We start from the raw sequence: 13,642 nt of genomic DNA on the forward strand, positions 1-13,642 counted from the left end.
GGCCGACGCCCGCGAAACTCGCGTCCGCGCCGAGGAGCGGCTGACCGCTGCCGACGTACGCCGGCTCGAGGTCGAGGCGCGCATCCAGGAAACGCTGAACACGCCGCCGCATCTGGTCATCCGCCACACCGGTCTGGAAGCCGATAGCCCGATGCCAGAAATGGCCGAGATCGAGCGCCAACTCGACCGGCTGAAGGTCGAGCGCGAGCGGCTTGGCGCTGTCAATCTGCGCGCCGAGGAAGAGCAAAAGGAACTCTCGGACCGGCTGGAGACCATCGTTTCCGAGCGCGAGGACATCATCGAGGCGATCCGCAAGCTGAGGCAAGCGATCCAGAGCCTGAACCGCGAGGGCCGCGAGCGGCTGCTCGCCGCCTTCGACGTCGTCAACGGTCATTTCCAGCGGCTGTTCTCGCATCTGTTCGGCGGCGGTACGGCGGAACTGCAGCTGATCGAATCCGACGATCCGCTCGAAGCCGGGCTCGAAATCCTGGCACGTCCGCCCGGCAAGAAGCCGCAAACGATGACGCTGCTCTCCGGCGGCGAGCAGGCGCTGACAGCGATGTCGCTGATCTTTGCCGTCTTCCTGACCAATCCGGCGCCGATCTGCGTGCTCGACGAAGTCGACGCGCCGCTCGACGATCACAATGTCGAGCGTTTCTGCAATCTCATGGATGAAATGGCGGCGACCACCGAGACGCGCTTCGTCATCATCACCCACAATCCGATCACCATGGCGCGCATGAACCGCCTGTTCGGCGTGACCATGGCCGAGCAGGGCGTCAGCCAACTGGTGTCGGTCGATCTGCAGGCCGCCGAGGCGATGCGCGAAGCGAGCTGACGCGTCGGCTTGGCCAGTGGCCTCAACCCCGGCTTTCGACTATAGCACCAATGGAATGCAGCCAATCGCCCTGATGGCTGGCTTGGTCATGTGTCTGGAGAACGTTGTTGCCTGTACTCGTCACCGGAGCCGCGGGATTCATCGGAAGCCATGTCTGCCATCATCTGCTGAACCGCGGCGAAGCCGTCGTCGGCGTCGACAATATGAACGACTATTACGACCTGGCGCTGAAGGAAGGCCGGCTCGCCCGCCTCAAGCCACACAACGGCTTTTCCTTTCACCAGCTCGACATCGCCGAACCCGGCGCTCTCGCCGATGCGCTGGCCGGACAAGGCATCGTCAAGGTCGTGCATCTGGCAGCACAGGCGGGCGTGCGCCATTCGCTGGATAATCCCAGGCTCTATGTCCGTTCCAACGTGGTCGGCCATCTCGAAGTGCTCGAATTCTGCCGCGCAACGGTCGGCTTCGAGCATCTGGTCTATGCCTCGTCGAGTTCGGTCTATGGCGGCAACCGCAAGGTGCCGTTTGCCGAGACCGACCAGGTCGACAGGCCGGTCTCGCTCTACGCGGCCACCAAGAAGGCCGACGAGCTGATGAGCCACACCTATGCCCATCTCTTCGGCCTGCCGCAGACCGGCCTGCGCTTCTTCACCGTCTACGGTCCGTGGGGCCGGCCCGACATGGCCTATTGGCTGTTCACCCAGGCGATGCTCGAGGGCAAGCCGATCCGCGTCTTCAACGATGGCGAGATGTGGCGCGATTTCACCTATATCGACGATGTCGTGCGCGCCATCGTCGCCGTGCTCGACAAGCCGCCGGCGGAAGTGCCGCCATGCCGGATCTACAATGTCGGCAACAACCGGCCCGAGCGGCTGGACGATTTCATCGCCACGCTGGAGCGGCTGCTCGGCGTAACCGCGATGCGCAACAACGAGCCGATGCAGACCAGCGACGTCGAGCAGACCTATGCCGACATGACGTTGCTGGAACGCGATTTCGGCTTTCGGCCGAGCGTCTCGATAGAGGACGGGCTGAAGAAATTCGTCGACTGGTACCGGTCGGAATGGATGGCAAAGTCGACAAAGAGCTGATTGCCGGGAATGACAGGTCGCGGGAACATCAAGTTGCCCGCCGCCCGTTCGATGGGATTTTCGCGGCTGAAGGGATGGAAATTTAAGCGCAAGCTGCGAGACTGACGCGACGTCAAAGGCGACAGCGCGGGAGGCTTGCGGTGGACCTGAACTACGATTTTGAGATGCAGTCGATCTTTCCGAAGGCCGTCTGGCTTGTCCCGGAATGCAAGGGGTTACTGGAAGGGCAGAAGATCGCCCACAATATGAAAGGCAACTACGTCACGGCCTTTGTCGATGCGGCAACCGCCGTTGCGCTTTGGCGCGAGAGCCCGGAACTGAGATCGACGATCATAAAGGCGGGCTGGAGCACGCTGCCTTACGAAGGCGAAGCGGATGCAGGCAAGGCTCAATTTCTGATCCCCAAATTGATGGAAATCCATACCAAAGCCGCCAGTGGCGCCTATGGTGCGGAAGCCGTCCGCAACGCCGTGCATCACCTTCATCTCTTTACCAGGAAGCTGACCATAGGCGAGATTCTCGATGCGAACGGCAAGCCGACATGCTCGGATCTGACCCGGCAGAGAATGAGCAACGCCCGGCCGGCGTCGAAATTCGACGCCAACAAGGCGGTGATGGCAATGGTCTCCGACCCCAAAAATCGTCCCGCGCGCGAGACGACGATGCACGCCAGCCAAACCGACTGAAGCGGGTCCCGGCCTGTTCGGCCGCGCAGCACGCATCTTTGGCCGCAAGACGAACTGATTGTCTTGTCGGATCAACGCGCAACTTCGGTCGCTTGAAAACGATGGGACGCGTGGCGTCCTCAACTCAACTCATTCTCCCAAAAAAGTTGCGCGAACGAGTTCGTGTTGGTCGCCAATTCGGCAGGCGCCCGTTTATCGGAGGCCAAAGAAGCTCAGTATCGCAATCACGATGACCACTGCTCCGACGACCCAAATTATGTTGTTCACAATATCTCTCCCGAAAATTTGTTGCTGAGAGTGAACTCGTCAGAGCCTACTAATGTTCCCGCATTTTTCTGCGTCGAAACGAATGGCCGCCATCCGTATCGTCTGCCGTCAGACTAAGGTCCGAACTGGGTATGACTGAAGTCCTGGCGTCAAAGCCATAGGTCGAAGGTGAGCAACCTATGCCCTCCCAATACATTGCAACCAGGCTGCCGAGTATGAGTCCCTTCATCGGCGGTCAATCGGGTGCCCGCCATTCTCCAGAGACTAGCGGGCACCCGATTGTCGTGGGACCGCCAATCGGCGTGACGTTTCAATAACGAGGCTAATAGTGACCTTTGTCCAGAGATCCGTGCGTGAACGCGCAACCACCCGACCCGCAAACGACAACGACAGTCCTACGGAAGTTTCTTCGGTCCTTGACCTCATACCGGTGGCTGACGACGACAAGGTCGCTGACCTTGTCAGGCGAACAGAGCGCCTGGCAATCGCCGTGCTTATCGCGATGGCGATTTTGCTGATCTTGGCACCGGTGGCTTACTTTGCACTTTCTTACGGAATCTGAGGCGGCCTGCTTGGTCGTCTTCTCGGAAATCGTGAAAGGCCGAGGGTCTTCCTCGCAAGACAGATGCTTCACATCACAAATCAGGTGATCGAACGCGAGGGCATTCGAGGGGACGTGCACAACGCTGCCTTGTGGAAGTTGCGCAACTCCTTGTGGTCAGCTTTGAAGAAGCGTCCTGCCAACAAGACCTGGTGTCGAAATTCCCTTTGGACATGCCGTATTGCGCGGGAGCGTCGATCACTGATCGCGCCGCGAGAACCGACGACGCCACTCGGAACCAAAGGGATGGGAGGTGGTTATCCCCGCGAAGGGATGATTAGTAGATGGATATATTGCAATGAAAACAATGCTCGTGAGCGCTTTGGCGCTGTTCATCGCGATGCCGGCGATAGCTTCGGCAGCCGAAGCTGACGTAATCATCGCGACCCACCATCGACATCACCACAAGACCGTCAAGATCATCAATGACCAGGGTCAACGCCTTCATCACCGTAAACACGGCACGGTTGCCTTTTACGACCACGGCCGCAGACATCATCGTCCGGATACTGTTGTCGTGACCGGCTCGATCGAGCGTCGCCACCATCGGCATCATCATCCCGTCATCATCCAGGACGACAGCGACTACTGATCCTCTTCGCACGGCCCGGCTCTGTGGATGGAGTCGGGTCGCGTAGGGAGCCAGATAGCCGCTGACGACAGCCATTCATGGCATCTGTAAATCATTGATTTCAAAAGGCATGTGAATTGGCTGGGGCGCCAGGATTCGAACCTGGGGATGTCGGTACCAAAAACCGATGCCTTACCACTTGGCGACGCCCCAGCAGGCGGGCTTTGCCCGCTGCGCGCGGCCTTATAGGACGAGCGGCACGAAAGCTCAATGCCGAGTTGGCCCTGTGCAAAACTGATCCACCGCCTGGCACGGGCGCCCGCTATTCGCCCCAGACCGCCAGCTCATTGCCAGCCGGATCGTTGAAGTGGAACCGCCTGCCGCCCGGAAACGAGAAGATCGGCTTGACGATCGTGCCGCCGGCATTCTCCACAGCGTCGAGGGTTGCTTCCAGGTCTTGCGAATAAAGCACCGGCAGCGGTTTGGCCGGCGCCTCCGCGCCCTCGGCCTGGAAACCGCCGTCGAGCCCTTCGCCAAAGGCTGAATAGGTCGGCCCGTAATCGGTGAACGACCATGAGAAGGCCGCGCTGTAGAACGCCTTGACGCTGTCCAGCGTTCCGCCGGTCGCAGGCAATTCCAGATAGTCGAGTTTTCCGTTGAGTTTCATCACGCTACTCCCAACTTGTTCATGATATGTTCTATATCGCGGGCAGCTGGTCGGCAAGTCTTTTTGACGCAGCTTTTGCTTAATCGATTGTAGTGGCCAGGCTTGGCTGACCACGCCTTGCCTTTCGCACTGCAGCATAATAACGCTCGGGTCGGACGCGGGGGAACCGGGCTTTGGCTCCGGTGTTGTTTCTTCCAAGGACTTGGAGGGCGAGCATGACCAAATGGGTCTACACCTTCGGCGATGGCGCCGCGGAGGGACGTGCGGGTGACCGCAATCTTCTCGGCGGCAAGGGCGCCAATCTGGCCGAGATGTGCAGCCTTGGCCTGCCGGTACCGCCGGGTTTCACCCTCACCACCGAGGTCTGCAACGCCTATTACGCCAACGGCAACACCTATCCGCTCCAGCTGAAAGCCGATGTCACAAAAGCGCTGGACCATATAGGCACGCTGACCGGGCGCCGTTTCGGCGATCCGTCGAAATTGCTGCTGGTCTCGGTCCGCTCCGGCGCTCGGGCGTCGATGCCGGGCATGATGGACACCGTGCTCAATCTCGGCCTAAACGACGAGACGGTCGAGGCGCTGGCCACCGATTCCGGCGATGCACGCTTTGCCTATGACAGCTACCGCCGCTTCATCCAGATGTATTCCGATGTCGTCATGGGTCTCGACCACGAAGTGTTCGAGGAAATCCTCGAGGACCAGAAGGCGAGCCTCGGCCATGAGCTCGACACCGAACTGACCGCTGAGGAATGGCAGGGCGTCATTGCGCTCTACAAGGCCAAGGTCGAGGAAGAGCTGGACAAGCCGTTCCCGCAGGATCCGCACGAGCAGCTCTGGGGCGCCATCGGCGCCGTGTTTTCGAGCTGGATGAACAACCGCGCCATCACCTACCGGCGCCTGCATGACATCCCTGAAAGCTGGGGCACGGCGGTCAATGTCCAGGCCATGGTGTTCGGCAACATGGGCGACACGTCAGCCACCGGCGTCGCCTTCACCCGCAATCCCTCGACCGGTGAAAAGATGCTCTATGGCGAGTTCCTGGTGAACGCGCAGGGCGAGGATGTCGTTGCCGGCATCCGCACGCCGCAGAACATCACCGAGGCGGCGCGCATTGCCGCCGGCTCCGACAAGCCGTCGCTGCAGAAGCTGATGCCGGACGCGTTCCGCTCTTTCGTCGACATCTCCGACCGCCTCGAACAGCACTACCGCGACATGCAGGATCTCGAATTCACCATCGAACGTGGCAAATTGTGGATGCTGCAGACGCGCTCCGGCAAGCGCACCGCCAAGGCGGCGCTCAAGATCGCTGTCGAAATGGCGCGCGACAGGCTGATCACCACCGAAGAGGCGGTCGCCCGCATCGATCCGGCCTCGCTCGACCAGCTGTTGCATCCGACCATCGATCCGAAGGCGCCGCGCGATGTCATCGGCGTCGGCCTGCCGGCTTCTCCGGGCGCGGCGACCGGCGAGATCGTTTTCTCGTCCGCCGATGCAGAAGAACTGAACACGCAAGGGCGCAAGGCGATCCTGGTGCGCATCGAAACCAGCCCCGAAGACATTCACGGCATGCATGCTTCGGAAGGCATCCTGACCACGCGCGGCGGCATGACCAGCCACGCCGCCGTGGTGGCGCGCGGCATGGGCAAGCCTTGCGTGTCGGGCGCCGGCTCGTTGCGCGTCGACTACAAGGCCGGCACGCTGATGTCGATGGGCCAGACCTTCCGCAAGGGCGACATTATCACCATCGACGGCAGCAACGGCCAGGTGCTGAAGGGCGCCGTGTCGATGCTGCAGCCGGAACTCTCCGGCGATTTCGCCGCCATCATGGAATGGGCCGATGCGACGCGCCGCATGAAGGTGCGCACCAACGCCGAGACGCCGCTCGATGCGCGCATGGCGCGCTCCTTCGGCGCCGAAGGCATTGGTCTGTGCCGCACCGAGCACATGTTCTTCGACGGCGAGCGCATCGTCGCCATGCGCGAGATGATCCTGGCCGATACCGAGAAGGACCGCCGCACCGCCTTGGCCAAACTTTTGCCGATGCAGCGCTCGGATTTCCTCGAACTGTTCGAGATCATGGCCGGCCTGCCGGTGACGATCCGATTGCTCGATCCGCCGCTGCATGAATTCCTGCCAAAGACTGAAGCCGAAGTGGCCGAAGTCGCCGCTGCCATGAATGTCTCGCCGGACAAGCTCAGGCAGCGCACCGAGGCCTTGCATGAGTTCAACCCGATGCTCGGCCATCGCGGCTGCCGTCTCGCTGTCTCCTATCCCGAGATCGCCGAGATGCAGGCGCGCGCCATTTTCGAGGCCGCCGTCGAGGCCGGCAGGAGAGCCGGCGCGCTGGTCGTTCCCGAGATCATGGTGCCGCTGGTCGGCCTGGCGAAGGAGCTCGATTACGTCAAGGCGCGCATCGACGCCGTCGCCAAAAGCGTGATGGAAGAGACCGGCGTCAAGATCGACTATCTGACCGGCACGATGATCGAGCTTCCGCGCGCGGCGATCCGCGCCCATGTCATTGCTGAGTCGGCCGAGTTCTTCTCCTTCGGCACCAACGATCTCACCCAGACCACCTTCGGCATCTCGCGCGACGATGCGGCCTCCTTCCTCGAGACCTACCGCCGGAAGGGCATCATCGAGCAGGATCCATTCGTCTCGCTCGACATCGAGGGTGTCGGCGAACTGGTGCGCATGGCGGCCGAAAAGGGCAGGGCGACGCGGCCTGACATCAAGCTCGGCATTTGCGGCGAGCATGGCGGCGATCCGGCCTCGATCCGCTTTTGCGAAGAGGTCGGCCTCGACTATGTCTCGTGCTCGCCCTACCGCGTGCCGATTGCGAGATTGGCCGCCGCGCAGGCCGCGGTGCAGATTGCCAAGATGGTCGCGCCGCGCCCCAAAAAGAGCGCTGCGGCATCCTGATTTCGACATAGTTCTTTCCGCGTCGCGCAAATGGCCACCCCAGGGGTGGCCATTTGGCGCTAAGCTTACGATTTTGTAAGCAAATTCACGCTGATGTGCGCGGCTCAGCACGCAATCCCGACATCGTTTCTGCCCAATTTCACGGTCCCCCAACCCGCCCGGTGCCGAGAAACAGATGTTGCAGATTTCGCCCAAACCCTTCCGCTCGATCCTGATCCTCCAGACCAAGTTCATCGGCGATATTGTTCTCTCCTCCACGCTCGCCAGGAACCTGCAGCTCGAATATCCCGGCGTCAGGATCGTTTTTCTCTGTGAGGCCCGCCTCGCCAGCTTCGTGACCGCGCACGGCATCGCCTCGGAGGTCGTGACCTTCCGCCGCGCGGCCATGCGCGGCACCCCGCTGGAGCGGGGGCGCGAACTCTATTCGATGATCAGCAAGCTGCGCCAATTTCGCTTCGACCTGACCATCGATCTCACCGATTCAAAGACCTCGCGCATCATCGTCAGGTTCCTCAATGCCAGGACCCGCATCGGCTACAATCCCTCGGAAAGGCCGCTGCGTTGGCACGAGCGTCAGCCGGCCAACCTGTTTGCCAGGCCGTTCGGCTTTGGCGAGCAGCACTATCTCTACCGCTATCTCTCGCCGCTCGAGCCGCTTGGCGTGGCTCTGCGCGTGCGTGCGCCGTCGATCCGGCCATTGCCGCTGGAGACGGCGAGGGCCCAGGCATTGCTGGATAGACATCGCCTGCGCCCGAACGGTTTCATCGCCGTGCATGCCGGCGCGAGCTTTCACGGCCGGCGCTGGCAGCATGAACGCTTCGCCGCTGTGATCGACACGATTGCGCGCGAAACCGGACTGGACTTTGTGCTGGTCGGCGGTCCGGACGAGCGCAAGCCGGCCGAGCAGATCCTCGCCAGTGGCGCGCCGATCGTCAACCTCGTCGGCGCTCTGTCGCTGGAAACGCTGCTGGCGGTGTTGCAGCAGGCGCGACTGTTTGTCGGCAATGAGAGCGGCCCCATGCACATGGCAGCCGCCGCCGGAACACCGGTTGTCGGCCTGTATGGCCTGACCAGCCCGGCCGTTTGGGGGCCGGTCGGCGTGCCCAGCCTCGCTTTGCAGCCGTCCATGCCGTGCAATTGCGTCGCGGGCAGCCTGTGCAATCCGCTCGATCCCAGCAAGGCGTGCTGCGTCTGGCGCCTGGAGGTCGAACCGGTCGTCGCCGCGGTGCGCCAAGTCCTGTCGCGGACGCAAGTGGAGCTGGAACACGCCGTCTGATGGTGCGCGGCGGTCACATTGTCGGGATATCGGCTTTCTGCATGGCCGATATCCCGATTTCCGCCTTGTTGCAGGTCTTGGGATGCGGCTATGACAGCGCCGATTCTGAAACAAAACAGGCATCCCTTGCAAAAGCTGCTTTGCGCCATCGCTCTATCGGTCTGGGCCGCGTCGGCGGCCCACGCGGCGCCGCTTGTCGAGCCGACGCTGCGCCTCAAGGCGGACGCGAGCGGCAATGTGGGCCGCGTCGCGCTCACGCTCGACGCCTGCGGCGGGCAGACCGATACGAGGATACTTTCGGCCCTGGTGGAGAACCGGATTCCGGCGACGATCTTCGTCACCGGCATCTGGCTGAAGCGCAATGCCGCCGCCGTCGAGATCATGCGCGCGCATCCCGAGCTGTTCGAACTGGAAAACCATGGCGGCCGCCACATCCCGGCCGTCGACACGCCGCAAAAAATCTACGGCATCCGCAGCGCCGGCAGCCCTGAAGCGGTGCGGGCCGAAGTCGAGTCGGGCGCGGCCGCTCTCGCGCGAACCGGCGAGCCGGCGCCGAAATGGTTTCGCGGCGCGACCGCCGAATACAGCCCGTCGGCCATCGCCATGATCCGCAAGCTCGGCTTCAAGATCGCCGGCTTTTCGATAAACGGCGATGGCGGCTCGTTGCTCGGCGCTAAGGAAACCGCCCGCCGCATCGGCGCCGCCAGGGATGGCGATGTCATCATCGCCCACATCAACCAGCCGACCCACGCGGCCGGCGAGGGCGTGGTGCAAGGTCTGCTGGCGTTGAAGGCCAAGGGCCTCACCTTCGTCCGCCTCGACGAAGCCGATGGCGTCGGCAATGACGGCACGACGGATTAGGTTGCGGTGCTGGCTGTGTTCATCGCAGTCTGACAGCGCATCTCCGACATTCGAGATTAGCCGAGGCCGCGCAACTTCGTCCTCCTAGGTCATGTGGACGGATTTGAGCAAGATGAAGCCTGCGGCGAGAGCGACAAAGGATGCGAAGTTTCGCTTCGTCTTCGCGCAGCGTAGCGCCACGCGTTTGAAGCGCTTGAGCTTTCCGACTGCTTGCTCGATTCGTGCGCGGCCTTTGTAGAGGGCCTTGGCGAAGAAGCCGAGCCTTTGCCTCTCGTTGGCTTTGTGAGGGATGACGGGAATGATGCCGCGTTCCCGCGCCGCTAGCCGATTAGCCTTGCTGGCATATCCCTTGTCACCGAGGGCAGCACGAGGAACGACATCAGAACCAAGCCCAAGCAGGATGGGAAAGTGGGGTGCGTCGCCATTCTCACCACCAGTTACATTGAATGCGATGGGATGGCCGTCGAAATCGGTTTTCAGATGGATTTTGGTCGAGAAGCCGCCGCGTGAGCGACCGAGTGCCTGATTTTCCTGCCCCCTTTTACCCCTGCCGCCGAGATATGGGCGCGAACCACGGTGCTATCGACCATCTGCACCAGATGCGCTGACGACGAGAGCGAAGCGGGGAGATCGAAGAAGGTCTCGAAAACGCCAGCCTTGCTCAGCCGGTCGAAGCGTTTCCAAACGCTGTTCCATTTGGCGAACCGCTCCGGCAGCGCCCGCCAGGTGATGTTGTGCACTGAGAAATAGTGCAGCGCCTCCAGGAAAAGCCGGTCGTCTCGGCCTTTCGCCCCGCGCCGCGGCAGCGAAGCGCGGAAGACCTCCATCGCGTTCGCCCAATCCGTATCCGTCATCTTCGTGGACATTGCCGACCTCCAGAATCAGTCGGCAATCCATGAATCACACTGGATCCTTGGTGGAACCCTCAAAGATATACCGGTGTCATTTTGCCCACGCAGCCTAGGGATGAAGCCCCAGGCGCTTGACGGTAGAAACGGCGAAACCCATGAACTCCCTGACCCGTGCGGGCACGAATTTCTGTGCCGGGTAAGCAAAGTAGAGGCCGGTGAACGGCGAGCGCAGATCGGGGAGCACCCGCACCAGATCGAGCTGATGGGCGAGATAGCCGGGAAGGAAGCTGATCCCCAGCCCCATCGCCACGAGGGCCCTGACCGTCAGCAGATCGTCGCAGGCGAGTCCACCCGATAGGTCGATGCCGATCTTCCGGTCGCCCATCAGCATCGGCAGCGGTCGCGCCCATGGCTTGCTAATGGCGATGAGATCATGATGTTCGAGTTCGTCCAGCGAGGCGGGCGTGCCCCGGCGGTTGAGGTAGGACTGGCAGGCAAATAGTCCCGACGGACCTGTCACGAACGCTCGCGAGATCAAGCTTGAATCGTGCAGGGGGCCGACGCGCACGGCGAGGTCGATGCCCTCGGCGACGAGATCGGCAACGCGGTCGGTGACGACGAGATCAACGGCAACCGCCGGATAAGCCTCACGGAACGCGGCAATGACAGGCGGTAGAAGCGTCTGCGCGATGTCCACCGACGCCGTCAACCGAAGCTGTCCACCGATCCCCGCCGACTCTGCGCGAAGCTCCGCTTCGACGGTCTCGATTTCACGCAGCGCGGCGCGACATCGCTCGAAATAGGCCTGGCCCTCGCGCGTAGCGCGCAGCTTTCTGGTCGTACGCTGGATCAACGTGAACCCGAGCCGTCGCTCCAGGGCCGCGACCTTGGCGCTCACCGTCGTTGCAGGCATGCCAAGACGCCGCGCCGCGCCGGCAAAGCTCCCCGCCTCGAGGACGTTGATGAAGACGCTGATCTCATCGATGCGCATTCCCGGGATTATGCAGAAAACGGGATTATCATTCCAGTCATCTCGCATTTTCCGCGCAATGAGTTTGCGCGATACTTTCGCTTGCGGAAATCGCATGCAAAGGAGCTGACGCCATGAATAGCCATCCGATCAATGCTAATGACGCCGCCAGTGTCGTCGACGACTATAGCATCGACCCGCGCGTTCGGGTCGGTCACGTCCATCTCAAGGTCGCCGACATCGGGCGATCGCTGGCCTTCTATTGCGGCGTCCTCGGTTTCGGCGTCAACATTTCGCTGGGTGAGGAGGCCGTCTTTCTCGCGGCGGGCGGTTATCACCATCATCTGGCGCTCAACACTTGGGAAAGCCGTGGCGCTGCCGCGCCCCCTTTGGGCACAACGGGCCTACACCATGTCGCCTTTCTCTATCCAACACGAGCTGCGCTGGCGGCTGCGTTGCACCGCCTGCGAGCGGCGGGGGTGGCGCTCACGGGCGCGAGCGACCATGGTGGCTCGGAGGCGATATATGTGCGCGATCCTGACGGCAACGGGGTAGAACTCTATTGGGACCGCCCGGAAACGGAATGGCCGCGCAACCCGGACGGCAAGCTGAGGCTGGTCAGCAAGCCGCTCGACGTGGACAATCTGGCCCGCGAGGGGGCGTCCGACAGCTGAGCCTGCCGCCGCCATGGCGGGCTCGCGTTCGGAAGACTCGCGGCGACAGCGGAAGCTTCGTATACTTTGGCCGTTACCCCCGGCTTCATCTTGCGCAAATCCGTCCACACGGCCTAGGGCGAAGCTCCGTCGCGAAGACCCTGGGATCCATTCCGTGACCTTGATCGAGGATGCAGCGGCGTAGAATTCTGCACCGTTTTCAACGCCTTAACGTCACGGCATGGATCCTAGGGTCTGCGCTGCGTCGCTTCGCTCCTTGCTTCGCCATAGGATGACGACGCGACGGGCGTTTCGGCTAACCTTCAGCGATGCGGCTGGTCAACAGAGTCCAGTTCCGCCCATGCCGGGCCGCGTCCGGCCCTCAACCGGGCGTGGCTTCGATCGTCACCCTGTTCGGGTAGAAGGCGCCGTGATCGCGAATCTTGACCATTTCGTCGAAAGGTCGCTCATAGGCCCACATCGCGTCCTTGCCGGTTTCGCCGGCCGGCAGCACGCTCCAGTAGCTGGCGTCGCCCTTGTAGGGACAATGCGTCGACAGGGCGGTTTTGCCGAGCTGGGTGAAATCGATGTCTTCGAACGGGATGTAGAAATGCTGGGGGTAGGGTGGTTCGGACAGAAGCTTCGCCCGCGTCGATGAGGCAATCACCGTATTGCCGGCACGCACGACCACGGTGCCGCGATAGGGTTCGACGGTGATGACCTTGCCGGGATTGCTCTGGAAGCCGGGGGCGGGGTTGGCGATCTGGTCCATGCGGGGGTTCTCCTTGTCCGATTGGGAGCACGGGGGATTGCTTCCCACGTTCTTAAGTGTGTTCGGAGAACCAGTTGCGCAAGGCCATCGTGACTGGCCAGGCGTGCCCGGTCGGTCGTTGAACGATCACGTATGCGAGAACGTCAGGCCGCGGTCTTGAACACGTCCATGAGGCCGGCATAGGCAGCGGCAATGCCGGCCACCGGATTGGTGCTTCTTGACGTGGTCTCGACCTTCAGCGCGCCGCCGCCGGTCGGCAAAGTGAGCAGCAGGAACTGGCGATTGCCGCCATCGCCGATCGATGCGGCAGCGACATGCTGGCCTTCGCCTTCGTTCTGGACGCACATTTTGAACAGCAGCGTGCCGCCGACCGCCTCAAGGGCGCCGCCGACCACCTCGACAAATTCGTCTTCGGAAACCTTTTTGGCCTCCGGCACCAGATCGGCCAGACTTGCAGCCAGCGTATCTTCAAGCTCTTTGTCGTCGAGCTGAATGTCGTCCAACTGCACGTCGTCCAACTGCACGTCTTCGGCCTGGCTCTCGTCCAACGGCCTGTCGTCGAGCTGCGCGTCCATGCGAACCTCTTTCAGTCGCCTATCGCACCCCTTGCCCCGTTA

General features: G+C 62.0%; 14 protein-coding genes, 1 tRNA gene and 1 pseudogene. 8 read left to right on the plus strand and 8 right to left on the minus strand.

From position 1 onward, the window contains the following. From JQK88_RS07625 to JQK88_RS07640, 4 genes are all read left to right on the plus strand, one after another. A partial coding sequence (locus JQK88_RS07625) for an AAA family ATPase (protein WP_512699808.1) occupies positions 1-838 on the plus strand: 838 nt, incomplete at its 5' end. A 107-nt stretch (positions 839-945) separates the two neighbouring features. Continuing rightward, the gene (locus JQK88_RS07630) at positions 946-1,929 is read left to right on the plus strand and encodes an NAD-dependent epimerase/dehydratase family protein (RefSeq protein ID WP_192256389.1); all 984 of its coding nucleotides are present in this window, start codon (positions 946-948) and stop codon (positions 1,927-1,929) included. A 140-nt stretch (positions 1,930-2,069) separates the two neighbouring features. Beyond that, positions 2,070-2,615, plus strand: coding sequence for a hypothetical protein (locus JQK88_RS07635; protein WP_203277970.1), 546 nt, complete (start codon positions 2,070-2,072; stop codon positions 2,613-2,615). 595 nt (positions 2,616-3,210) lie between these two features. Continuing rightward, positions 3,211-3,444: a hypothetical protein gene (locus JQK88_RS07640; RefSeq protein WP_203277971.1), complete on the plus strand. Its 234-nt coding sequence runs from the start codon at positions 3,211-3,213 to the stop codon at positions 3,442-3,444. Between the two features lie 316 nt (positions 3,445-3,760). Here the strand turns inward: JQK88_RS07640 and JQK88_RS37130 are convergent, their stop codons facing one another. The 3 genes from JQK88_RS37130 to JQK88_RS07655 form a co-directional block, all read right to left on the minus strand. Then, a complete protein-coding gene (locus JQK88_RS37130) occupies positions 3,761-4,150 on the minus strand; it encodes a hypothetical protein (RefSeq protein ID WP_210388259.1) in 390 nt (129 codons plus the stop codon). A gap of 42 nt (positions 4,151-4,192) precedes the next feature. Beyond that, positions 4,193-4,267 (minus strand) — tRNA-Gln (locus JQK88_RS07650). Positions 4,268-4,376: 109 nt separating this feature from the next. Then, on the minus strand, positions 4,377-4,721 hold the full coding sequence (locus JQK88_RS07655; RefSeq protein ID WP_203277972.1) for a VOC family protein: 345 nt from the start codon (positions 4,719-4,721) through the stop codon (positions 4,377-4,379). Positions 4,722-4,936: 215 nt separating this feature from the next. Here JQK88_RS07655 and ppdK point away from each other — a divergent pair, with 215 nt between their 5' ends. The 3 genes from ppdK to JQK88_RS07670 all read left to right on the plus strand — a co-directional run bounded on the left by ppdK (position 4,937) and on the right by JQK88_RS07670 (position 9,779). Further along, positions 4,937-7,642, plus strand: a complete 2,706-nt coding sequence (gene ppdK / locus JQK88_RS07660) for a pyruvate, phosphate dikinase (protein ID WP_203277973.1) — start codon at positions 4,937-4,939, stop codon at positions 7,640-7,642. A gap of 175 nt (positions 7,643-7,817) precedes the next feature. Then, positions 7,818-8,918: a glycosyltransferase family 9 protein gene (locus tag JQK88_RS07665; RefSeq protein ID WP_192256399.1), complete on the plus strand. Its 1,101-nt coding sequence runs from the start codon at positions 7,818-7,820 to the stop codon at positions 8,916-8,918. 90 nt (positions 8,919-9,008) lie between these two features. Continuing rightward, positions 9,009-9,779 carry a polysaccharide deacetylase family protein gene (locus tag JQK88_RS07670; RefSeq protein WP_203277974.1) on the plus strand — a complete coding sequence of 257 codons (771 nt, stop codon included), beginning with the start codon at positions 9,009-9,011 and terminating at the stop codon, positions 9,777-9,779. Between the two features lie 84 nt (positions 9,780-9,863). Here the strand turns inward: JQK88_RS07670 and JQK88_RS37380 are convergent. The 3 genes and pseudogenes from JQK88_RS37380 to JQK88_RS07685 form a co-directional block, all read right to left on the minus strand. Next, positions 9,864-10,277: pseudogene (locus tag JQK88_RS37380) on the minus strand (transposase); the annotation flags it as partial. After that, positions 10,256-10,645: a transposase gene (locus tag JQK88_RS07680; protein WP_203277975.1), complete on the minus strand. Its 390-nt coding sequence runs from the start codon at positions 10,643-10,645 to the stop codon at positions 10,256-10,258. The pseudogene JQK88_RS37380 and the gene JQK88_RS07680, both read right to left, overlap by 22 nt. 94 nt (positions 10,646-10,739) lie before the next feature. After that, positions 10,740-11,621, minus strand: a complete 882-nt coding sequence (locus JQK88_RS07685; protein ID WP_203277976.1) for a LysR family transcriptional regulator — start codon at positions 11,619-11,621, stop codon at positions 10,740-10,742. Positions 11,622-11,734: 113 nt separating this feature from the next. Between JQK88_RS07685 and JQK88_RS07690 the strand changes: the two genes are divergently transcribed. Further along, positions 11,735-12,274: a VOC family protein gene (locus JQK88_RS07690; RefSeq protein ID WP_203277977.1), complete on the plus strand. Its 540-nt coding sequence runs from the start codon at positions 11,735-11,737 to the stop codon at positions 12,272-12,274. 361 nt (positions 12,275-12,635) lie between these two features. On the opposite strand, the gene JQK88_RS07695 is transcribed toward JQK88_RS07690, so the two are convergent. Next, positions 12,636-13,025: a DUF427 domain-containing protein gene (locus JQK88_RS07695; RefSeq protein WP_203277978.1), complete on the minus strand. Its 390-nt coding sequence runs from the start codon at positions 13,023-13,025 to the stop codon at positions 12,636-12,638. A 143-nt stretch (positions 13,026-13,168) separates the two neighbouring features. Beyond that, the gene (locus JQK88_RS07700) at positions 13,169-13,600 is read right to left on the minus strand and encodes a hypothetical protein (RefSeq protein WP_246501738.1); all 432 of its coding nucleotides are present in this window, start codon (positions 13,598-13,600) and stop codon (positions 13,169-13,171) included. Between the last annotated feature and the right edge of the window lie 42 nt (positions 13,601-13,642).

This window comes from Mesorhizobium caraganae (genome assembly GCF_016836705.1).
GTDB lineage: Bacteria > Pseudomonadota > Alphaproteobacteria > Rhizobiales > Rhizobiaceae > Mesorhizobium > Mesorhizobium caraganae.

Excerpts from the sequence above, each read along its gene's own strand:
- JQK88_RS37130 (WP_210388259.1), bottom strand. The coding sequence starts at position 4,150 with ATGGCTGTCGTCAGCGGCTATCTGGCTCCCTACGCGACCCGACTCCAT.
- JQK88_RS07655 (WP_203277972.1), bottom strand. The coding sequence starts at position 4,721 with ATGAAACTCAACGGAAAACTCGACTATCTGGAATTGCCTGCGACCGGC.
- ppdK (WP_203277973.1), top strand. The coding sequence starts at position 4,937 with ATGACCAAATGGGTCTACACCTTCGGCGATGGCGCCGCGGAGGGACGT.
- JQK88_RS07665 (WP_192256399.1), top strand. The coding sequence starts at position 7,818 with ATGTTGCAGATTTCGCCCAAACCCTTCCGCTCGATCCTGATCCTCCAG.
- JQK88_RS07670 (WP_203277974.1), top strand. The coding sequence starts at position 9,009 with ATGACAGCGCCGATTCTGAAACAAAACAGGCATCCCTTGCAAAAGCTG.
- JQK88_RS07680 (WP_203277975.1), bottom strand. The coding sequence starts at position 10,645 with ATGTCCACGAAGATGACGGATACGGATTGGGCGAACGCGATGGAGGTC.
- JQK88_RS07685 (WP_203277976.1), bottom strand. The coding sequence starts at position 11,621 with ATGCGCATCGATGAGATCAGCGTCTTCATCAACGTCCTCGAGGCGGGG.
- JQK88_RS07690 (WP_203277977.1), top strand. The coding sequence starts at position 11,735 with ATGAATAGCCATCCGATCAATGCTAATGACGCCGCCAGTGTCGTCGAC.
- JQK88_RS07695 (WP_203277978.1), bottom strand. The coding sequence starts at position 13,025 with ATGGACCAGATCGCCAACCCCGCCCCCGGCTTCCAGAGCAATCCCGGC.
- JQK88_RS07700 (WP_246501738.1), bottom strand. The coding sequence starts at position 13,600 with ATGGACGCGCAGCTCGACGACAGGCCGTTGGACGAGAGCCAGGCCGAA.